This window comes from Sphingobium soli (assembly GCF_020782245.1).
Classification (GTDB): Bacteria; Pseudomonadota; Alphaproteobacteria; order Sphingomonadales; family Sphingomonadaceae; genus Sphingobium; species Sphingobium soli.
In genome coordinates, this window is record NZ_JAJGNP010000014.1 from 57,589 (window position 1) to 79,308 (window position 21,720).

Annotated in this window: 20 protein-coding genes; 4 read left to right on the forward strand and 16 right to left on the reverse strand. The window is 63.0% G+C overall.

What is annotated here, in order from left to right:
• Positions 1-33: 33 nt before the first annotated feature.
• From LL253_RS15040 to LL253_RS15075, 8 genes are all read right to left on the reverse strand, one after another.
• Positions 34-792, reverse strand: coding sequence for a PRTRC system ThiF family protein (locus LL253_RS15040; protein ID WP_030090570.1), 759 nt, complete (start codon positions 790-792; stop codon positions 34-36).
• Positions 789-1,442 carry a PRTRC system protein A gene (locus tag LL253_RS15045; RefSeq protein ID WP_030090569.1) on the reverse strand — a complete coding sequence of 218 codons (654 nt, stop codon included), beginning with the start codon at positions 1,440-1,442 and terminating at the stop codon, positions 789-791. Before LL253_RS15045 ends, LL253_RS15040 begins: the two co-directional genes overlap by 4 nt.
• The gene (locus tag LL253_RS15050) at positions 1,439-2,227 is read right to left on the reverse strand and encodes a PRTRC system protein B (RefSeq protein WP_323133419.1); all 789 of its coding nucleotides are present in this window, start codon (positions 2,225-2,227) and stop codon (positions 1,439-1,441) included. The genes LL253_RS15045 and LL253_RS15050 overlap by 4 nt, the downstream gene beginning before the upstream one ends.
• A 52-nt stretch (positions 2,228-2,279) precedes the next feature.
• On the reverse strand, positions 2,280-3,275 hold the full coding sequence (locus LL253_RS15055; protein WP_228227686.1) for a hypothetical protein: 996 nt from the start codon (positions 3,273-3,275) through the stop codon (positions 2,280-2,282).
• 167 nt (positions 3,276-3,442) lie between these two features.
• Complete coding sequence (locus tag LL253_RS15060) at positions 3,443-3,649, reverse strand: PRTRC system protein C (RefSeq protein WP_030090566.1); 207 nt, start codon at positions 3,647-3,649, stop codon at positions 3,443-3,445.
• Between the two features lie 45 nt (positions 3,650-3,694).
• Positions 3,695-4,126 carry a PRTRC system protein E gene (locus LL253_RS15065; RefSeq protein WP_030090565.1) on the reverse strand — a complete coding sequence of 144 codons (432 nt, stop codon included), beginning with the start codon at positions 4,124-4,126 and terminating at the stop codon, positions 3,695-3,697.
• Positions 4,127-4,159: 33 nt separating this feature from the next.
• The gene (locus tag LL253_RS15070; protein ID WP_062787881.1) at positions 4,160-5,749 is read right to left on the reverse strand and encodes a PRTRC system ParB family protein; all 1,590 of its coding nucleotides are present in this window, start codon (positions 5,747-5,749) and stop codon (positions 4,160-4,162) included.
• A gap of 127 nt (positions 5,750-5,876) precedes the next feature.
• Positions 5,877-6,890: a deazapurine DNA modification protein DpdA family protein gene (locus LL253_RS15075; protein ID WP_062787883.1), complete on the reverse strand. Its 1,014-nt coding sequence runs from the start codon at positions 6,888-6,890 to the stop codon at positions 5,877-5,879.
• A gap of 87 nt (positions 6,891-6,977) precedes the next feature.
• Here LL253_RS15075 and LL253_RS15080 point away from each other — a divergent pair, with 87 nt between their 5' ends.
• Positions 6,978-7,466, forward strand: coding sequence for a hypothetical protein (locus tag LL253_RS15080; RefSeq protein ID WP_030090562.1), 489 nt, complete (start codon positions 6,978-6,980; stop codon positions 7,464-7,466).
• A gap of 3 nt (positions 7,467-7,469) precedes the next feature.
• Here the strand turns inward: LL253_RS15080 and LL253_RS15085 are convergent, their stop codons facing one another.
• From LL253_RS15085 to LL253_RS15120, 8 genes are all read right to left on the reverse strand, one after another.
• Positions 7,470-7,970, reverse strand: coding sequence for a thermonuclease family protein (locus LL253_RS15085; RefSeq protein WP_407696117.1), 501 nt, complete (start codon positions 7,968-7,970; stop codon positions 7,470-7,472).
• Positions 7,970-8,170 carry a hypothetical protein gene (locus tag LL253_RS15090; RefSeq protein WP_030090560.1) on the reverse strand — a complete coding sequence of 67 codons (201 nt, stop codon included), beginning with the start codon at positions 8,168-8,170 and terminating at the stop codon, positions 7,970-7,972. Before LL253_RS15090 ends, LL253_RS15085 begins: the two co-directional genes overlap by 1 nt.
• A 42-nt stretch (positions 8,171-8,212) precedes the next feature.
• Positions 8,213-8,821, reverse strand: a complete 609-nt coding sequence (locus LL253_RS15095) for a DUF6927 domain-containing protein (protein ID WP_062787886.1) — start codon at positions 8,819-8,821, stop codon at positions 8,213-8,215.
• A gap of 43 nt (positions 8,822-8,864) precedes the next feature.
• Positions 8,865-9,806 (reverse strand): ArdC family protein, encoded by a 942-nt coding sequence (locus LL253_RS15100; RefSeq protein WP_030090556.1) that lies wholly within the window; start codon positions 9,804-9,806, stop codon positions 8,865-8,867.
• A 101-nt stretch (positions 9,807-9,907) separates the two neighbouring features.
• On the reverse strand, positions 9,908-12,013 hold the full coding sequence (locus LL253_RS15105; protein ID WP_037505400.1) for a ParB/RepB/Spo0J family partition protein: 2,106 nt from the start codon (positions 12,011-12,013) through the stop codon (positions 9,908-9,910).
• Positions 12,014-12,118: 105 nt separating this feature from the next.
• Positions 12,119-16,342 carry a strawberry notch family protein gene (locus tag LL253_RS15110; RefSeq protein ID WP_228227687.1) on the reverse strand — a complete coding sequence of 1,408 codons (4,224 nt, stop codon included), beginning with the start codon at positions 16,340-16,342 and terminating at the stop codon, positions 12,119-12,121.
• 75 nt (positions 16,343-16,417) lie between these two features.
• Positions 16,418-17,263, reverse strand: a complete 846-nt coding sequence (locus tag LL253_RS15115; RefSeq protein ID WP_030092781.1) for a DUF7146 domain-containing protein — start codon at positions 17,261-17,263, stop codon at positions 16,418-16,420.
• A 164-nt stretch (positions 17,264-17,427) separates the two neighbouring features.
• Entirely contained in the window at positions 17,428-18,732 is a 1,305-nt protein-coding gene (locus LL253_RS15120; RefSeq protein ID WP_062787891.1) for a replication protein RepA, read from the reverse strand.
• Here LL253_RS15120 and LL253_RS15125 point away from each other — a divergent pair.
• From LL253_RS15125 to LL253_RS15135, 3 genes are all read left to right on the forward strand, one after another.
• A complete protein-coding gene (locus LL253_RS15125; RefSeq protein WP_126000574.1) occupies positions 18,715-18,939 on the forward strand; it encodes a hypothetical protein in 225 nt (74 codons plus the stop codon). The genes LL253_RS15120 and LL253_RS15125 overlap by 18 nt on opposite strands.
• 335 nt (positions 18,940-19,274) lie before the next feature.
• Entirely contained in the window at positions 19,275-20,477 is a 1,203-nt protein-coding gene (locus LL253_RS15130; protein ID WP_062787893.1) for an AAA family ATPase, read from the forward strand.
• Positions 20,478-20,736: 259 nt separating this feature from the next.
• Positions 20,737-21,720 (forward strand): ParB/RepB/Spo0J family partition protein, encoded by a 984-nt coding sequence (locus LL253_RS15135; protein ID WP_030092784.1) that lies wholly within the window; start codon positions 20,737-20,739, stop codon positions 21,718-21,720.

The window sequence follows — 21,720 nt, forward strand, 5'->3', positions numbered from 1 at the left end:
CTCCCGTGGCCGGCCTCGGGCTCGACCGAAGATTCAAGCAGCGATCGGTAGCGGGATCGGCACGGCCTGCCCGGTGGCGATATTGATGAACGCGCCCGCGTGGCCGATCGATCCGCGGCCAACGAGATCGAAGAGAAGGGCCAGCGCGTGGCTCGCCACCACCCGGTTCACGAAAAGCGACTGGCGCTCGAGGGCTTCGGCCATCGAGCACGACGGCGCGTCGTCGTCAGGCAGGCTCTCGTTCGCGACCTCGGGGAAATATTCGAGGACTGTCGGGAGGATCTGGTGCCCGGCCTCGGGCTCAGCGTTCGGGCAACCGATGATATATTGCCCGTCGCCAGCGCGGTTGCCGAGATCCAGCCAATAGGCCGGCGCATTCCTGGCCGAGGCGATGGCCGCACCGACGCTCCGGCGCGCCGATGCGGTATCGACACAAGTGATGACGATGTCGGTGCCGTCGAGCTTCGCGGCCTCGGGTGCCCGGCCATGCACCGCCGTCCAGGCCAGACCGTGGGCGAGATTGATCCGCTCGGTTAACGTCCGGGCCTTCGAGTTGCCGATGTCGCACCTGAAGAAGGGCTGCCGGCCAAGATTGGCCTCGCTGACGATATCGTCGTCGACGACGGTTACATCGAGCGAACGCGACGAAATCGCCCGCAGCGCCGTATCCAGCGAGGCGAGCCCCATCAGCATCTGCGCGCCGTTGCCGCCGCATCCCACAAGCACGATTTTGATCGCGCGGTTGCCGAGCGCCGCAGGCAGATAGTGGCGAAGGGGCGTCTCAGAGGTCATGATCGTCTCCTGAAAAAAGGGCTTCGCGGCAGCGGGAGGAACATCCCTCCGGCGCACAGTCGCGAGGCAAATGCGGGGCCGTCCGTATGACCCAGACGTCCGACAACCAGGGCGATCTTGGTCGCGTGCGCGTCGTCCGCGTCGTCGGTTGCGCTGAAGAAGGCCGCGCCGTGCCCATGGCTGTGAATGTCGCAGATGAGGTGATGGTGCGGCGGCAGCGCAGGCGGACGATAAGTGAGGTGTGACGGCGTCGCGCGGTCGATCTGGGGGAAGTCGACCCAGAATCGCCGATTAGCCTCATCCCAGAGGATGAAGGCGGCGGCCTCGTTGGGCAGCGCGGCGCGAAAGTGCTCGAGGACTTGCCGCAGCAGCTCCGCCGGTATCAAGCCGCAACGCAGGTCCGCGCGGCGAACTCCAATGCTCCCGTAGGGCAGGTAGGCCGGGATCGGCGGTGTCACGGGCAGATCCAGAGCCAGCCAGGCCCGGCGCAAGATCAGGCAGACACCATCGCGGCCGATTGCGAGGCAGCTGCCTGCTCGGGCTTCGCGAACGGCCTCGATCGCGGGTGATCGCCCATCCGGCGGCACGGGATAGCAAGGCGCCTCCGCCAGTACCGCGGCGGCGGTCGGGTCTTCGGCGAGGGCAGTCATCGGCCGGACCTTCCGTAGATGAGGTCGCCGAGCGTCACTGGGTCGGCCTTGGCGGCGCCTCGCGGGGCGGTCTGGCGACGATCTCCGAGGAACGGCCTCAAGCGTTTGACCGGGAAGCGGGTCGCGCGGGTCGCTGCGAGGGTGTCCCAGAGACGCACGAGACCGCCCTTCCCCGTGATCGTCAGCTCCTGACCCGGATTCGGATGGGTCGACCAGGAGTCGAAAAGCGCGCGCTCGAACTCGGGAATGGCGGACACATCCAGCGATGTCGGCTTCGGAATGTTACCCCAGCAGAGGGAACCGTTGAGGAAGACGTTGAGGATCGGCGAATGAAGCAAGGCGGTTTCGGCCGCGGGCCGCTCGTTCCGCTCAAGCGCAAAGACTCCAAGCCGGCGCCGTGTGGCGACAAGGACGTGTGCCGGATAGGCAACCGGGACGATCGCGCGGCCGCCAAGCGCACGCAGTCCAGCCAGTTTCGCCGAGAGGTCGAAATAGGCCGTCCTCACCTGTGCGGGCACCCACCAGACCAGCAGGTCGGGATGGGCGACAAGCACCGTTTCGGGGAGAATTTGCGGCGGGGCGACGCGGCCGAGCGCCTGCGACCAATGCCGCAGATGCGCCCGGGTCAAAGGCGTTCCAGCGGCGATGGTCGGCGCGCCGATAGCGTCGTGCTCGATCTGATGGATGCTGGCGAATGCCTCGGCATCTTCGCCAGGGGTAAGATGCGAGCCGAGGCCGCGAGCCCCGTCGCTTCTGTAGAGCAGGATGGCGTTGGTCAGCATCATGCCGCCTGCGGTTCGCTCGAACTGCACGCAATGGTCAGTCATGTCGGCCTCGTTATTCGGGAGGATAGAGTTCGATGAGATGTTTGGCGGCCCGCAGCAGCCGCGCGCCGGCGGCGAGTGACGCATGCCAGACATCGATCGCGGTGGAGTGCGTCATTGGGCAAAGGCCCGTCACGTCCATGAAACCATATTCCATGCCGTGACGCCCGACGTCGTCGACCTCGACCGCGAACTGTTCGACGGGAACGAGTGTCAGCGGCGGAAGCGGCGAACATTCCTCGATACCGGGGACATATTCGTAGAGAACATCCATCTCGAGGCGCCAGGCGTGATGTTCGTCAGGCAAATTGGTGAGCGCCGCGTGGGCATCCCGCAATTCGCGCAGAGCCCGACGAAGGGCAGTCGGTAACTTCGACGTGGGCGCTGCCCTCGCGGCGAGCATCCATTCTGGCCGCCTGGCGTTCATTTCGGACGGCATGGTCTGGGCCGCGATCTCGCTGTCGTCAGCCCCATGGAGCGCAACGAGGGCCTCGCGCGCAGCGGCGTCCTCGGTCTCGCCGTCCCAATAGTACATCGAGATGTTGTCGAAGAGGTCATCGTAGCAGAAGATCGGGAGAGCACTTCCGAGCGTGCGCTCGAGCACCCGATACGCAGCCGCGCGCCACGGGATCGGCCGCTTGCTGTCCTCGATCCATCCGAGATCGAGCTGCCCGACACTGTCGCAGACGATCGCGACCGCCGGCGCCCCGCAGGATTCGCCGTTGAGCACGACGACGCGCAGGTCCGCGATCGTGCAGCTCCGCAAGCTTTCGAGGACCTCGGTCTGGAAGACCCGTTCGATATGTCGGCGCGCCTCAGGGCGCGTGCGGTGCACTGTCTCCTGCTCTTTCGAGGCGACCCAACTGCCGACGAGCTTATGGTGGGCCGCCAAAGGTCGATCGAACATCACCGGAATATCAGGGGAGATATGGACGGTCCGTCCTGCCAGATCAGCCGAGCGGAGGAAGGGAGAGTCCTGTGGGTGGCGGGATAGGATCGGCAGGACCATCCTCGCGCGTGCCCGCGTCGAGGATGATCTTCGCATGGAGGGCCTGGGCTTGTTTGCTGCAGGCAGGCCGGGAGAGTTCGGAAGTGTTGCCATGGTCGTTCTCGATCCAATGGAGCAGCGTGCAGCGCGGTGCGGCGGGGATGGCCGCCATTTGAACGCGCGCCATGTCAGCCCTTGGTGCCGACAGCTCGGCGATATTCGGTGACGTGGACACCGCCAGTAACCCCGGCATCGACCAGGTCGGCATTGAGGATCGCCGGGTAGAGGGTGGCGTGGTAGGCGCGCAGCCCCTGCGGGTCATTGGCAAGGTGCGGCGGCTGCGGGAGGTCGATACCGTCATAGCGGTAGACGCGGGCAAGATGGTCGATCTGCATCGGAATGTCCTTGTTGGAATTGCAAAGGGTGTCGGTTGCTTCCGATCACCAGAGGCTGGCGGGCTCCTCCGATTTTGCATCGGCCGGCAGGGCGCCCGCCGCTGGCGCGGCCGGCGTGCTCGCTGCGACTACCGGCTTGGCGGGTGCCGATGCCGCCTTTGCCTTCGCCGCCTCCGCAGACGCCGCGCGCGCGGCCTCGGCCGCGTCCCGCTGGGTCGCGATCTGATCGGCAAGCGCCATGCGTGTGGCAATCAGCCCACCGAGCGCCCCCTCGGCGCCCTTCGCAAGCTCTGCATCGATCTCGGCGGCCGTCGCTGTGATCGAGATCGGACGCAGCTCGCCGGCCTCGGCCTTGTGCGTTTTGCCTTCGGCGACGCGGGGAATGATGATGAGGGTAACGACACCGTCATCGCCGGCGACAAGATCGAAGGCGAGCGAATAGCTGCCCAGCATGGGCAGAAGATTGGTGATCAGCATTGTGGGATTCCTTGATTGGAAAGTTGGGCGAGGTCAGGCGGCCAGTTCGGTGACAACCTCGTCGGCCTTGGCGGGCGGAAGCGAATTGGGCGGCGCATAGCGGCCATCGAGGGCCATCGCGCTTGGCACCCGGCCAGCCCAATCGAACCCGACAGCATTCAACATGCCGGAGATCAGGTCGCCCTTCTTGGCGCCGAGCAACTTTGCGAATGCCTTCTCGCCCATGTGCGCGACCAGGCCGCTCTCGGCGGCAATGAACTTGAGCTCGTCCTTCGTGTATCGTTCGAGAAAAGCGCGATCGACCTGCCAGACTGTCCGGATGTCGATGCCGAAGGCGCCGGCGAGATCGGCGACGTGCGCGAACGACTGGACGTCCCGGGCATATGCTGCCCCGATCGCAGCCAGCACCGTGGTGGCCTGAACCTCCGATAGCTCGCGGATCTCTGCGATCTTTTCCTTGAAACCGCGATCGGGGAACGCGGCGTCGACCAGCAGTGCAGCGCGCGAGGTCAAAGTGCCTGACTTGATGTGCGAAAGCGTGCCGGTCAGCGCTGCCACGAGGATCGCCGCCTGGGCGTTCAAAGGATCGTCGGCCAGCCCGCGGGCGAGCGCCGTGCGCCATGTCGCCTCCCGCAGGTCGGTCGTGCGGCCTGCGATGGACTTTGCGGTAACACTGGGCCCGGTGCTGGTGGAAACCTTGCGCACGACGGTTCCGCGACCGACCAGAGGTGCTGAAGGCGCTGCGTCATCGGTCAGACCGCCGATCTCACCGCCGTCCTCGTTTTCGTCGCCATCGTCGGCGAGAGCGTCATCATCGCCGTCATCGTGTTCGATCGCTGCGGCGGCGTCCTCGGCCTCGGCGGCCGCCTCCGCATCACGGCGTGCAGCTTCGACCGCCTCGGTCTTTAGCTGGAAGCAGGTAGCGTTGGTGCAGTGGCCATCGTCGACATGGGTGTCGAACAGGGCGCGCTGCGTCCCTGAATTGAACGGACAGGTGGTGCATTCCGTTTTGTCGAACAGGGCATCGGCGAGGCGCTGCGTGACCTTCATGAGAAGATCGCGGGTCTTTGCGATGTCAAGGCCGGCCGCGATGATCGTCTCGAGCGCCTTGTCCTGCTTGTCGGCGGGAACGGCGGCGAGCAATTCGGCGTGTCCGACCTTGATCCGGCGCTCGTCGAGCGCGGTTTTGACGGTCTCGGAAAGGTCGGCGAGCGCGAGCCGGCGGTCCAGCTTTGCGCGGGACCAGCCAAGCCGCCGTGCAGCTTCAGCCCGGTCGCCTTGGCACGCCGCGAGATAGCGAACGGCCGCGTCCGCCTGCTCGGTCTCGGAAGGATCATCGCGATCGTCGTTTTCGGCAATCGCCGCGTCGAGCGCCTCCTGGTCGGTCATCTCCCGGATCAGGACCGGCACCTCGGCGTTTTCGCCGAAGGCTTCCATTGCGGCCCGGTAGCGGCGACCGCCCGCGACGATCGTGAAATGCTCCGGCAGGTCGGCAGCGGGCCGAACCAGCATCGGCTGCAGCATGCCTCGCAAACGCAGGGAGGCGACGAGTTCGTCATGCTTCTTCCGGTCGAAATAGCGGCGCGGATTATAGCCCACGGCAATCCGGGCGAGCGGGACCATGGCGGTCCCGACAGGGTGCGATGCGGTCAAGGCGGTTCTCCTAGTGAGAATGGCGGTGCACGCGCTTGCTCGCGACGCGCACCCTTTCGGTGAGCCTGATGCTCACCCTTCCACTCCCCCTCCCCTTTCACCGCTCCGCCGTCTGGTCATGGAAGATGTCGGCCGCCCATTGCTCGAGCCACGGCTCGAACATCTCATCATGATCAAGATCGCCGGACTCGATGAGATCGCGGATTTCGGTACGGGCCTGCGCGATTGCGGCCTCCCAGGGATCGATCGGCGGAGGATCTGCGTCAGCAGGCCGTTGCTGCGGAAGGCGGCGCGGCCGCTCGGTTAGTCGGTGGTACTGACCGGCGAGCCATTGCTCCATGTAATCGGCCACGACGCGATCGGTCTTGGAGATCCCCGCCTTCAGGGCTGCCCGACGCGCACCGACGCCATAGGCCTGGCTGTCGATCGACGCGACCCGGTGTGCGAAAGGCAGAAGGAAGGGCAGTGCCGTGCCCTTGACGCCGAATGCGTGGAGCAGAACACCGGCCGGAAGAATCTGATCGAGATGGTCGATGACCGCGATCAGGCCTTCCGGTCCGTGAATATCGCGCCGGCACATGCTTCCGACACCGATCAATGCGCCGGGGCGGAGCGAACCCCAGAGCGCATCGACACAGCGCTCATAGTCGGATGGTCGCCGGCCCTGGATCACAGGCATCAGTCTGTCGGCTATTCCGGCATCCTCGCCCAGGATGCGGCAGTCGCGATTGGCGCGGATGGTGCGCGACAGGCGGTCGAAGACTTCGTCGCGATCTCGCGCGATCTCAGCCTCGACGCAGTAATCGGCACTTGCCCACCATTGGAATGGATAGGCCGCCGCGAGCGATACATAGTCCGACAGGGACCACGGGAAGCCACCATAGCGCGCAGTCGCGACGAAGCCTGCGGAGTCCAGGCAGAGGCCGGACAAACCCCGTGCATTCTGGAGTTGCCCCAGGCGCCATCCGGTCCATTCCCGCCAGCCGCGCTTTTCGGACCAACGTGAAAGCGCGTTCGCCGAGATGAGCGCGGTCCGGCCAAGCGCGCGTGCCCGCTGAAGGATCGGCCCATCGTTCAGGTGCGGAAGGCCGACGATGACGTTGATGGGCATGATGCGCGCTCCGCTCGCAACGGAAGCACGCGGACAATTGACGGTCGCGCATGTTCACGTTACGTTCTAATGAGTAGGAGATTTGCCATGACGACGCCCAGCATCCGACACCTGTTCGATCTCGACATAACGCTGCGGGATGCGGCGCTGGATATGGAGAACCGGCCGACCCGTCGGATGATCGCCAATGCGGCGATCGGCATTCATGTCGAGGACGCCTACTATTCGGTGCGGGAGCTGCGCGAGGCGGTAAGCTGGGTGCATGAAGGGGTTTCGGCGGGCAAGCTGAAGCTGGCGGAGATCCTGGGCAATGATGGTGCCGACGATTTTCAGCGCTGCATCTATTTCTGCCTCGCCGGCCGCGGCGTGGTGTCGATGCTCGACGATCTTGAATGGCTGGAGGATCTGCTGGAGCGGCGCGGGCGCATCGCAGGCGAACAGAAGCGCCTGAAGGAGACGGTGATGCCGCTCGTGAACCCCTATGTGGCCGACGCGCCCGATGGGCCGTTGGTCAGGATGGACGGAAATTTCGAGCAGGGACCATCTTGGTGGGCCGACCCGACTTTGTCGGCCTGACCATCAGCGCTCGCAGCTCAGGCGGTTCCCGTGCCGCCAGCGCGACGGTTCGATCCAGTCTCCGGCAAAGGCCCCTGCCCTTTGCCTCCTGGCCGAAGCGAAGGCCGCATTATATGCGCGCAGGCGAGCGGGATCGTCTCTGAGATAAATCGCCTGCGGTGTCGCGAGACCCGCGCGGATAAGACGCTCTCCCAAATCCGCGCCGTCGACTGTAACGACCGCAACGGGGCGGCCATAAGAAGACGAAGACACGAGCCGGATCGTCGCGGCCTTGGAGCGCAGGGCGTTCGCGGCGAAATCCTGTGCGGCCTTCCCACACTGCCAACATCCCGAGGCGCGCCGACAGAGCTGCCCGCGCTCGAATGCGTCGACCCCAAGCAACCGGAAATCGACGGCCACGGTATCGCCATCGAGCGCCCGCGCCTTCGCGTCGAAACTCTGAGACCATGAGGGCGATGTGAGAGCGGCTCCGCCCGCGAGGATGATGGCCGCCGCGATCCGGATCAAAATGTCATCTCCACCTCGACATGATCATCGGCCGCCGGCGTCGTGCAGACCCGGAATGGTTGCAGCGGATCGCCAGTGCGGACGATCGACAGCCTACCCGGCCGCTCGTCGAATAGGCGACCTGCGACGCGATTGGCGTTCTCGCGGCTGCAAAGCTGCAGACGCTTGGGCGACAATTCAAGACACGCGGCAAACATGATGGCTTCTCCCTGCTGCGGGAATGATACTGGCTGACGCACTCATGCAAAGATCGTCTTGTGAACCTTAGTGACCGGCAGGATCGTCCAGTCGCGCTCCATGAACCGGCTGATCGCATAGCCGCAGCGAGTCGCGGGATCGCGGAAACTCAGGCGGCGGCCGCGCTTCACGACGATAAATTCGTCACCCACATGACCATCGGAGAAGGTCAGCGCCTGGGCCAGTTTGATCCGGTCGCCGTCCTCGATCTTGCGCGATCGGCGGGCCAGGTTGGCACGGCACCGCGCGCGCCAGTCGAGGGCGTGCTCCCGGTCGGTCGGGGTCAGAAGGTCGAGAATGTGGCGGGGACAGCTATCCTCATAGGGGCCGACAGATTCGTCCATATCCTTGTAGCCGAAATGCTCGCCGGACTTGCTTTTGGGATTCCACATCACCTTGCAGACGATCGCGAAAACCTCCTTGCCGACGCCGTCGATCATCACCTGAGCCGCAGCATAATAGGTGCGATTCTGGGGGCAGGATGAGGCGAGCACCTTCAGTCCCTTGATCGTCCCGTCCGCCTCGCGGCTATAGGTGAATTGCGCGTCCAGATAATCCTTGGCGGTCTTGTGTCCGCCCATGTGGAAACGGGACATGGTGAGCCAGCCCATCGGTATCTCCTGTGATGTCGGGGAAAATTCGGATTAGCGGCGGTCAGGCCGCCTCGAGGATCTGCCTGACCCCCTCGGCCGATGACGCCGTGTCGTCGCTGTCGCCAAACGCCAGAAGGTAGTTGAAGGCCTGCTCAGCTTTCGAGGCGGCGTGAATGATTGCGGTCTTGTCCGCGCGCAAAATGCCGAGCCAGTGGGCGACGTAGCTCGCATGATTGTCGTGCAGTTCGTTCGGCAGATCCAAATGCGCGCAAATCAGGCCGCTTCCGATCTCAGCCACAAGCTCCTCGAAACTATAAGCTTTGTCGCCGAACCGCTTGCCGAAGGTCCGGGCAAGGCGCGAGCTGCCGCCTGACCAATGAACGGTCTCGTGTGCCCTCACCGAGGCGTAATGATCCATCGTTGTGAATGACCGCCGGTGCGGCATCTGGATGAAATCAAATGTCGGGTGGAAGAAGGCGCGATCGCCGCCATGTCGAACATCTGCCGGCACATGATCGAAGAACTCGTCGATGGCAGCTTGCCGCGCAGATGGATCGATCGGCGCAGGGGTCGCGTCGTCCGGATAGAAATAGGCGGGCAGCCCATCGATCTGATCGGCGTTGAACACGAGATAATGGCGAAGGAAACGAATGCTGCGTTCGCTCTCGGCACCGGTCACCCGGTCCGACTCGGTCTTTTTGAAGCTCGAATAATAGACCGAGAGCGAGCCGTGCTCCCCCCGGCGAACATGGCCGCCGAGCGCTTCGGCCTGGCGATACGTCATCCAGTAGCGCGAGCGATAGCCGTTCGCGTCTGCGATCGCCCAAAGATAGACCGTGTTGATCCCGGTATAGGGCGTGCCGCAGTGTCGGAGCGGACGGCCACCGGCGCCGGCAACCCGCCAGGGCCGAGTCCAGGGCGGGACGCCTTCTTCCAGCTTTCTGATGATGAGGTTGGTGATTTCGGCCGCGACGTCGCGGCTCGGACGGGCTTTCGCAGGCATGGCTGATGCTCCAGCGGGATGACGATGGGGTTCGGGAGAGGCAAGCGTGCGGGAGGGGACGATCGCGCAAGTGGCGCCGACCGCCCCCCTGTCCTGCTGGGTCAGGCTTCGACCGGCTCGATCACCGTATCGTCCGCGACCGAAGCGCCTTCCGCCATGTGATCATCCGACAACGCAGAGCGATCCGGCTCGCCACCGAGACGATCGGTCGGGCACGGGGCCGCAGCACCAAAGCGCATCGCGTCCGGCACCCATGCGAGCACAGCGTCCTTCGTCTCGGGCTCGACAATGGCCGCCCCGGCGAAGAGTTTTTCACAGCTCTCCGAGATCTCCGCCTTCTTCAGGGTGGCGTGCCGAGCCGTCAGCGCGCCGCCGCCGACGTCATGAAGCAGGCTCAAAATGCTGCCCTTGTTGACCCGATCGAAGAAGTTTTCCGCGGTCGGACGCCACCAGCTCGCAACGTCGATCTCGAGGATCGAGGCCAATCGATTGTGGATCGCGACCTGGCCGCTGGCCCCGCGCGGCTTGGCCTCGATCGACATGGCAACGATATAGGCCAGCCACTGCGCCTTGCTGTCGTCATCGAGCGCGCGAAACCCTTCGAACCGATCGATTTCGTGATCGTGGTCGCACCATCCGGCATCAAGGCCATCATGCGCTTCGGCCAGGTAGGACCGGGCGCGTGAGCCGGGCAAATCCGCCGTGACGGGATCCTGCGGGGCATCAGCGCAGATGGTGGTGCCATATTGAACGATCTCGTCGGCAGAACCGCCGCCGGCGAAAACCCGGGCGTCGATCATGACGAACAGCGCGTAATCGAGCGCGAGCGCCGGCTGAGCGAGCAGACAGGATGCGAGAATATCGCGGCGTTGTATGGCAAGCTCGTCGTAGAGCCGATTGCTGAGCGGCTTGCCGCCAGGTGCCACAGCTTCGGGTCGGCGAGCTGGCTCGGGCGAATCCTTCACGCCGACGCGAAACCTGCCCGCCCCGCCCTCGTCGGGTTCGCCGGGATTTCCGCCGCCCGCATCATCGATCGCGTCGGGTTCTTCGACGATGAGCTCCTGCTCGCTATAAAATTGGGTGTCGAGACGCATCTCGCCCTGCGGCGTCAGAAGCAGAAACGCGCCGACATGCGGCCGCAGCTCATCTGGCAGCACGGGCGCGCGATGCTCGATCGCCTCGGCCTCGGCGATCAGTCGGTCATCCTCCTGGTCCAGGGCCTTGTAGGCATCGGGCGAGATGGATTCGTCCTGCATTTCGGCCTCGAGCTCGGCGCGGCGCGCCTCGATCTCGCCAAGGCGGGCGGATTGCTCCTCGGTGAGCGCGGGCGGCTGCAGGATGGCACGGTAGAGGCCGTGGGCGGCGTTGTGGGCGTAGTTGCTGGCGATCGGCCTGATCCAGGCAAGGCCCGTCTCCTCACCGATGCGTCTCGCTTCGGCCTCCATGATGTCGCCGGCGAGACGGTGCGCGATCTCGGGATTGTTCCAGCGGTCGTTGCCGTCGGTGAAGAGGTCGCCATCGACCTTGCCGCCTGCCGCGCGATACCGCTCCTCGCCGACCAGAATCGCGATCGGATCGCTGGCCTTGAGCGTCTCATTGGCGATGACGCGGCGGATGGTGTCGGCCGTTACGTGGCCATTCTGGTAGCTGTTCCAGACCAGAAGCTGCTTGTCGTGGCTTTCGGTCGACGCATAGGCTTTGGCGATGTCGAGCGTGATCTCGCTTTTGCTCAAGGCGTCGAAGATCGGCGCTGCCAGCGAGGCGAGGCGCAGGCGCCCCTCGACGAAGCGACGTGTCACGCCGAAACGCTTTGCGACAGCATCGAGATCGCCGGTCGAGCCGATGAAGTGCTGAAAGGCGCGGCATTCCTCGGCGGGGGTCATCTTGAGCTGATGGAAGTTGGTCGCCGTGGACGTTTCGGACAATTCGGCATCGTCGCCGGTAAGGATCATGACGGGGACATCGAAATCGGCTTCCGAGATCGTACCGCGCTCGGCGAGCAGGCGAAGCGCGCGCCAACGGCGTCCGCCATCGAAGACCTCGAAGGTGCCGCGCGGCTTTTTGGCGGGCGTGACGAGCAGATTCTGAAGGACGCCCTTGGCCTCGATACTGGCGGCCATGGGTTCAATCTGAAGCTGTTCGTCCGGTGCGGTACGGACGTTGATCGGCGAGAGCCGCAGCTTGGCGAGTTTGATGGTCTGGATCACCGGGGTCACTCCTCTTGGCGTCCGGCAATTCCCGGACACCACCCCGTTCCCCCTTCCCTCTTTCCCAAGAGCGGCCTCGGTCGTTTGACCAAGGGCGACCCGCGCTCACCCAGGATCGGCGAGAATGCGCCCAAGGATGTCGGCGGCGATGCTCACCGGAAGGAACACCCGTGTCCGGTACTGAATGATCTCGGTGAAGCAGCCCAAGGATTTCAGCCAGGCGAGCTGATCCGACGGCGCCCCGACTATCTCGATGCGATGATTTCGGTTCACCATCGCGCGGCGGATCGTCATGGGGAATGGGCGGGCAACATCAACGCTTCGACCGGAATGGGCCGATTTGATGATGTCCGAGGGCGGCAGGTTCTCGGCGCGATCGATGCCGAGCTTGGTGAAAAGCTGGACAACGTGCTCGTCGAAAACGAGGCGGCCGAGCCAGCTATTTCCCGCTTTGTCAGCGATGCGGTTGACCACCAGATGATCGCTGGGCAGCGCCGACCAGATCGGCAGAAGCAAGCCGGTCGCGAGGCGGATCGTCTCGGTGTCGACCTTGTTCGCCGCTTCATCGGCTTCGGCCTGCCATTTCGCGCAGAAGGCGTCCCGATCGACTATTTTCCAGGCGCTCTCGAAGAGCTCATGCTCGCGGATATATTCCCGCCGGGTCGGCCTCGTCAGCTCGAAGCGCGGGATCGGCGTTCCGTCCTTCTCCTCCATGAGCGCTCGGGCGCGGGTCTGCAGCGCGACCATCCCCGACCTGGCGTTGAGCAGAAATACGGCGGTGCTATCGCTGTCGGCGATACGCAGCACGCGCTCCAAGGTGACAGGGGTCCGCCGCCGCGCGATCTCGATGGTCAGCAAGTGCGACGTCGCCCCGCTGACCGGGTCGGTCCGGAGCAGTGTGTCGTCGATCAAGGTGGCGGAATCGACGAGGATCGTCTCGACACCGACATCGAGCCGGCCAGCCTCCCTCGCCGCCGATACCCGTGTCTCGACCAGGGACAGAAACTCATCGAAGATGCTGTTCTGCAGGCCGATGGGAAGCGCGAGGATGCGATTTAGCCATCGCTGGATGGGCGGCAGTTCCTCTTTCAGGACGCCGTCCTTGTCGCAGAGCTCGAGACCGGTCCGATCCTCGAATTCCGAATGCGAGATGCTCTTGAGCTTGCCATCGACCAGCAAGTGGAACCACGTCACCAGCGCAGCGCAAGCATATTCGCTCTCCAGATTATCAGCCGGGTCGAAGAGATTCTGACCGCCGGTCTGGCGCTGACCCCGTGTGAGTGCGCCGAGGCTGTCGAGCCGCCTCGCAATCGTGCTGGTGAAGCGGAGTTCGCCTTTGCAGTCGGTCGTGACGGGCCGGAACAGTGGCGTGCTCGCCTGATGGGTCCGATGGGTTCGGCCAAGGCCCTGAATGGCGCGGTCCGCGCGCCAGCCCGGCTCGAGCAACAGATGGACGCGTTGCTCCTGGTTCGGCACGTCCATTGATGCGTGATAGGATCGCCCCGTCCCGCCGGCGTCCGAGAAAATGAGGACGCGCTTCAGCCCCTGCATGAAGGCCGCGGCCTCGGCCTGACTGGTACGGGTCGAACGGGTTTCCAGCTTCTGCCGGCCGTCGCCCGTCGAGATTAGGCGTTTTGTCCGCCCAGTGACTTCCGCGACACGATCATGCCCGAAATGCTCCAGGATGCCGTCGAGCGCCGACATGATCGGCGGCAATGCGCAAAGATGCTCGATCATCAGCGCGCGGGCAGCTTCGGCTTCGGGATTGTAGACGGGATTACCCGTCTCGTCCGTCATCGGCTCGGAGCGCTGCGTGCCTGTGTCGTCGGTGAAGACGCGCATTTGGCGAGTAGGGAAAGCGCGCTCGAGATAATCGATGACATATTCACGAGGGCTGAGGTCGATTTCGAGGTCGACGCGCTCATCCGGGCTGAGCATGCCCAATCGCCGGTCGAGGATGGACTCGGCCGTCGTCACCAGTTGAAGCACCACCGACTGGCCCGCCATAAGATGCTCGCCGACCGCGGCGATGACCGTTGGCAGCTTCATCGAAAGCAGCACCTGGCCGAAGAAACGCTGCTTGGTGGACTCGAAGCGCGAGCGGGCCGATGCCTTCGCCCCGCTATTCAAAGTGGTGTTCTCGAGACCATCGACGACGCCGGTGAGTTCCAGGGCTTTTTCCATGTTCCGGTGGATGATGGACCAGGCATTGGCGTAAGTGTCGTAGATCTCGATCTGCGCGGGCGTCAGTTCGTGCCGCAGGATCTCATATTCGACACCGGCGAAGCTCAGCGCTCGCGCCATGTAGAGCCCAGTCGCCTTGAGATCGCGTGCGACCAATTCCATGGCGGCGATCCCGCCCTGGCGAATGCTGGAGATGAATTGCTCGCGATTGGCGAACGCCGTCTCCGGTCCCCAGAGCCCGAGCCGCACGGCATAGGCAAGGTTGTTGACCTCGGACGCCCCCGTCGCAGAGGCGTAGAGGATCCGCGCGGCGGGCAGATGGTTCTGGAGCCGAACGCCGCTGATGCCCTGTTGCGATCCCTCCTTGGCTCCGAGTGCGCCCTCGCCTCCTGCGACACCGCCCATCTCGTGCGCTTCGTCGAAGGCGATGACGCCGTCGAAATCGGCGCCGGCCCAGTCGATGATCTGCTTCAGCCGGCTATGTTCCCCGCGCATCGATCGAAGGGTCGGATAGGTGACCAGAAGGACGCCCTGGTCAAGCCTGATGGGTTCGTCGATCTTCCAGTTCGATATGGGCTGAATGTCACCGGCGAGCCCGCCGAGGGCCGTCCAATCACGGCGAGCATCTTCGAGGAGGGGCGCGTTCTTGGTGACCCAGATATTGCGACGCCGCCCCTGAAGCCAGTTGTCAAGAATGGCGGCCGCGATTTGGCGACCCTTGCCTGCCCCGGTTCCGTCCCCGAGGAAGAAACCCTTTCGGTAGCCGCGGCCCTCCTCCGAGATAACGAGGCCGACACCATCCTTGTCCGGTGCGAAGCGCCCAGGGATCGTCTGAGCCCAGGCATGGCCGGCGTAAACGACGGTTTCGAGCTGGGAGGCCGAGAGCAAACGCTCTGTGACAGTCCGCTCCGGCAGCGAAGGGACGTAATCGGGGATCGGCGCTGGGATTGATCCCATGGCAACGGATTCGACGAGCGCAGTCGGGTGTTCGCCGGCTTTGTCGAAAACCAGGCGGCTTGGCCGATAGGGCAGATAGACGCCGGTCTGTTCGAGCAGCGGCGCCGGGGTTTCGAGCCTGGTGTAAGCAACCGGCAAGACATGGTTGCGCACGGCAGCGTGAAAGGCCCGGGGCATGGGCTTGGCGCTTTTGACCGCTCTGAAGAGCGAGATGCCTCCGCCCCGCTTCGGCGCGGGTGCCGGCTGATCTGCGACAAGGGACAGGCGAGGTGTCACGGTGAGAACGTCGAGCAGTTCCGCGATTGATCCACCCTGGATGACTTCTGGTGCGAGCCTGCCGGCGACCTTGTCGATGACGAAGATTCGCACGTCGATAGACGTGCCGTGTTTGAGATAGCAGCCTTCAAGTCGAACAGAGGCTTGCACTGTCGATCCGCGAAGGACGGTCTCGTAGTGGTCGCGCATTCGGGTGGTCGGTCCGAACCAGTCGGGCATGATGGCAACGAGGCGGCCCCCAGTCTGCAATCGGCGAAGTGCAGCCTGAAGATGCCGAACGGCCGCAAGATCATCGACGCCGCGGCCGAGCGACCGCGAAAACGGCGGATTCATGAGGATCAGGGAAGGACGCGGTGCGTCGCCAAGAGCAGCATCAAGAATCGCCCCATCATGGCCGGTGATCGTTGCGCCGGGGAAAACGCCGTGCAGGCGATCGCGGCGGATCGGATCGAGCTCGTTGAGATGCAGCGATCGATGAGCCCCAAGCTGTGCAACGAGCAAACCGTTGCCGGCGCTGGGCTCGAGAATGACGTCATCCTGCCGGACATCTGCGAGCAGAATCGCGACGGCCGCAATGTCGACAGGAGTCGAGAATTGCTGCCATTCGATCTGGTCTTCGCTCCGCACGGTCTGAGTGGGGAGGCGCTGCGCGAGGTCAATCCGCGCGGCGACATCGGCGAGGCTGGCCAGAGGCGCCAATGATCCACGGAGATGAAGGGCGAGTGCGTGCTCTAGCACCTCGAAGCTTGAGCGCTGCGTCCAGCGTCCTTCGGCATCAGTTCCGCCGAACGCCTGCACCATCGCCCGATTGAGATGTTGACGGGTGACCGGCTCGCCTGACGCCAGTTGGGATAGAAGGATGTGCGCAGCGGCACGGTCGCCGCGCTCGGCGGTCTGAAAAAGGTCGGTCATTTGGGAATCTCCTGCGCGGCTGCATCTGTCGCAGCGACACACCCTCGATCCCCCTCCCCTCTCTCCGCCCCGGGATCAGGTCCGGCAGTGCGCGTCGAGGAACTTTGCCCAATCCTTGAAAGCCGGCGGCGGCGGGTCGCGGCGGATGATGAGCCCGGGACGGGCATATTTCGCTTCGGCGGACGCCGCGGCGCGACGCCCTTCTGGATCATTGTCCTCTGCGATCAGCAGGGTCGTAATGCCGGGTGGAATGACCAGTTGATCGAGCCGCCTGGCGCCAAGTGAGGCCCAGCAGGGGATGTCCTTGATGCGGGTGTAGGCGCCGGCAGTCTCGAAACCTTCGGCGATCGCCAGCGTCTCGCCCCCTGCCCGGCCCCGCCATGCGCCTGTCCCAGGCACGCCGAGCATGACTTTTCGGAGGCACTTCGCTGTCGCAGGGTCGAGAAAGTTGCGCTGGATCGCGACGAGCTGCCGGATCTCGCGAACAGCAATCAGCAAAGCCGGTCGATAAACGGTTTTCGGCTTCGGGAGGTATGGGCAGCGCGAATGGAAGCGCACGTCGGCAGGCGCTGGCAACAAGTTGCGTCGCTCAAGATAGCGCTCGGCCAGCGTCCCTTTGACGCCAACGGCCTGCTCCCAGATGCGCGAGACATTGGCGCTGCCTTGCGGTCGATCCTGTTCCGGTATTGCATAATGTTGGCCGGTTCGAACCCGACGCAATTCCCGCAGAACATCATCGCGTGCGCAACCCGCGAAGCACGTCACCAGAATGCCGCGGTCACCTTGGCGGATCGAAAGACTTGGATCGTTGTCGCCATGTGCCGGGCAACGGGCCATAGCCCTGTAGCCGGTCCAGGTGCCGCCAAGAGCGCCTACGAGGTCAACAAGTTCCTGGGTCGGTCGTTTGGCCGTGAGTGGCATAGGACTACCTCCTGCTCGGTAGCCACATCCCCCCTTCCCTCTTTCAGCGCATGGCGCTGTGACCCGGACCTATCAACGATGAGGGTCGGCGCGCTCACGTTGATCGCTTCATCGGGCACGACTCGGGCTCGTTCGCAGGCGACGAACGGCTCGGACATCATCGGTCAATCGTCAGGCCGGTTCTTCCGCCGATCCGCATATTTGATCACGAAGGCCTCCCAGAGCCGCATCCATTCGGTGTCGGTCCGGGGCCTCTTGATATCGGCGAATCCCTTGCGGAATGCGTTGGCCATATCGTCGACTGACCAAGGATGGCCCTTAGTGAGACCGACACTCCGAAACGCCTGTTCGCGGTCGCCATAGGAAAGCGTTCCCGGCGGGAATGCGTGAAGCGGTTCGTCTGATTTCGCTGCGGGTTTCGTTGCCTGCGGAACGGTGCGAACCGATGATCTCGGTGCCGTTTCGACGCCTGGCGCCCCAACAAGTCGCAAATGGGGTCCGACCAATTTACGCTCCATCGGCGCTGGAGACGGATGAAGGACCACCTTCCTGCCGGAGAGATCGACGTTCGCGTTGGGATAAACCGCCGAGACGAGCTGCATCGTCTCCCGCACCGTTTGACGAAAGCGCTTGCTGTCAGCCTCGTTGCCGAGGTGCTTTGCCAGTTGATCCCAAGAAATGATCTGCCCCTTGTCGGAGCCGATCCGTGGGAGGCGATAGGCAAGATAGGTATAGAGATCGAGCGCCGTTGGCGTCCCTTTAAGCTCCCGGATCGCTACTTCGTTTAATGGGACAGCGTGCTCGATAAGGTGACTGTAGAAGACCTCCGACATACGGATTTCCCGCGCGAAGGTGCCGTTCTTGTCGAGTGAACCAGCATATTCATTTGAGATCTTCACATCGCGGACCGCAAAGGCGTTGTCGTCCGTTTCGGTGCCATCCCAGCGAATCTGCCACTCGCACGCCAGCAAGCGGTCGACCTGTTCGCGCATCAGATTTGCGGTGCCACGGGGGCCATAGGACACCGTTTGATAGCCAAGCCGCCGCATCCATTCCGTGAAGTTGCGGCCGAGATAGACGTCGCGCGAACGCTTCATTACCGCCTGTGAAAGCAGATAGATGAGCGCAACCCTGGGATAGGCCCCATATGGAACACCCAGGCTTCTCATGACCGACTTGCCATCGATATTTTGAAGAACCGGCCGAGGGTTGATTGCCAGCGCGTACTTGCCGTCTTCCCGGATAATCGGGAGCGTGTCGTCCTTCGGGCGCTTGGTCGGGAGCGACATGGCGCAAAGCGCGGAATGGAGAAATGCCGGGACAGGCTCTTCGTCGTGGACTCGCAGGAAGGCGTCGAGCGTCAATTGGGTTCCGGCAGTGGAGGCAAGCTTCCGGACATTCTCTGCACCGCCATCGATCATGGCGAGTGCATATTGGTGCCCAATCGGCCTATGCTGATCTCCGTTCATTGTTCCGCCCTTCCCCGAATCTCCGGGGTCTGTGATGGCGCTGTCTCAACAGGTTTGGGTTTCGAAATCAACCCTGTTGGCAGTTTTGGCGGGAAATCAGGGGTGAGAGTTGCAATTCGACCGATGATCTCGGTGCCGCTTTTGCCGAATCGCCCCTTCCCACTTTCAAAAATCGAAATTTTGAAGCCGATTCGCGAATCGGATTGATTCAGGGATTCATGTAATAGGTATGCGCTCCGAGATCATCGGTCTGTTGGCACCGAGATCATTGGTAGGACGCACCGAGATCATCGGAAGGTACTGAGATCATCGGTATTTATCCACAGGGCATCGCTCGGTGCAGCCGGACGCAGCAAGTTTTCGGAAAGCTTGCACCGACTCGGAGATCATCGGTGCGTCTCTACCAGGGCGCATTGGCATTACCTTGAAATCCGAAACGGCTCGGAGATCATCGGTAAAGTTGTAAGTTCGATGGCCAAATCGTTGCTCGAAACTGCCAACGTCGCTATTGTGGGCCATCAAACCCACAAAAGCGGAATCTCATGGCCACTGATCCCACAAATGTCCCCGCCGATGACCTTCTGGAAGGTGGCCTGGATGTGCTTCACCGTAAAGCGCTCACGATCCTCAAGCGGATCCGCGACAGCGCGGTCGATCCAGAGACAGGGCAGAAGCGAGCCCCCACCTTCCCTATCTCCAAGGCTGCATCACTTGTCGGACGCACCGCGTCGGCGATCCGAGAAGCTGAACGCGACGGGCGTTTGCCGGAGCGTGGGCGGACGGCTTCCGGTCATCGCGTCCAATATACGCTCGAAGAACTCGATCATATGCGTGAGGTGTTCGGAACGCGTCCGTGGCGCAGCCCGGAAGATCCACCCGCCATTCTCTCGGTCTGCAATTTCAAGGGCGGTGTCGGCAAGTCCACGATCGCGCTGCACCTGGCTCAGCACTTCGCGATCAACGGCTATCGTGTGCTGTTTATCGACTGCGACAGCCAAGCTTCATCGACAATGATGTTCGGCTACCGACCAGACGTCGATCTGGAGGAGGACGACACGCTCTATGGGCATTTCCATAACCCGGAATTGCTGGGTGTGCGAAAGATCATTCGGAAGACCCACTTCCATGGGCTCGATCTGATCCCTGCGAATTTGCGGCTCTACAATCTCGAATACGAGATCGCCGGCTACCTCGCGCGCAATCAGAACCTGAACATCATCGACCTGATCGCCGAGGCCATCGACTCGGTGGTAGAAGATTACGATGTGGTGATCATGGATCCGCCTCCAGCACTCGGCATGGTCTCCATGGCGGTCCTTCAAGCAGCCAATGCGATGGTGATCCCCGTGCCGCCAAGCCTGGTCGACTTCGCATCGACGGTGTCGTTTATCGACATGGCGAAGACCACGATGAAGCAGCTCGAGCAGCTCGCGGGGAGGGGGCGCCCGGCTTACAATTTCATCCGTCTCGTCGGCAGCCGGGTCGACGACAGCAAGTCGATGCATCGTGAGATACTTTCGATGATGCGGAGCGTTTTCGGAGGCTCAATGTCTTCTTCGGTGATGGTCACCAGTGCGGAGATCGACAATGCCAGCTCGCGGATGAAGACGGTCTTTGAACTGGAAAAGCCCGTCACTTCGCACGAGGTTTACAACCGGTGCATGAGGCATCTGAATGAGGTTTGCCGAGACATCGAAGAAGACGTTTTGCGGACCTGGCCGAGCCGGGCAGGGGGGCAGCTTTGAGCAGCAGTTGCCACGTGGCAACAGCGGGCAATTGTTCGCCGTCTATGGGGCTGAAATCTGCTAAGAATGATGCGTTGTTGCCACGTGGCAACCGAGCAAGGAAAGCGTTTATAAACAGTATCATGAGCCAAATTCCAGGATCAGTTTTCCCTCAGAAAAGGGGAGCCGAAGGCGAGGCGAATTTCGGTTTGTTGCCACGTGGCAACAGACCAACAAATCGGGTCTCCAAGATGCCGGAAATTCGAGTAGGAGCGAGCCGATGACAAAAGGAAATAAGGGCTTCGGCTCGATGTTCACCGAAGGCCTGGATAATGAGGCCGAGCTTGACAATGCGAGCCCCTCGGAAGGGATCATGGCGAGCCGAAGCCAGACCCTGGCGCGGATAGCGAGCGGCAAGACGGTTACCGATCGAACGGAGTGGGTGGACCCGGCTCGTTGCCGTCCCTGGCGGATGCACAATCGCGACCTGGACCATTTGTCCGAAGAGAGCTGTCGCGATCTGATCGACTCCTTTCTCGCGGCGAAGCGGCAGCGCATCCCGGCGATCGTGCGTCGTCTGAAGGACGATCCTGACTACGATTATGAGATCATCGCTGGCGTTCGCCGGTGGTGGACCGTCCAGTGGCTCCGCGAACATCATCATCCAGAATTTGATTATCTCGTCACGATCCAGACCGTCACGGATGAAGAGGCATTCCGGGTTTCGGACGTTGAAAATCGGTCGCGAAAGGACATTTCAGACTGGGAGCGTGCAAAGGAATATGCGCGAGCGCTGTCGGAGTTTTACGAGAACTCCCAGTCCCAGATGGCGGAGCATCTCAACCTCTCGCGGTCATGGCTGAGCCGCCTGCTGGATGTTGCGAGGCTTCCTGAGGAGATCGTGGCGGCATTTTCGGACACCCACGACATTACCGTTCGAGTGGCGCGCGATATCAAACCGCTGACCAGCGAACCGAAAACTCTGAAGCGAATGCGAGACGAGGCCGAGCGCATCGAGGCCGAGCGTAGGAATGGTGGTTCCAGTCTGACCGGACCCGAGGTGGCGAAGCGACTTGTTCGTGCGACCGTTGAGGCAAAGAAGAAGGAGACTGGCGAGCGAGAGATCACGGGCAAAGGCGGAAAGACGATTCTGCGCTATGCCAGTGCCAGAGGTGGGGGGATCACGATCAAGATCGTGCCCCGGACCGGCGCCACGAAGGCCGAGCTCATGAAAGCGATCGAAGAACTGTTGCCGGCGAGCTGA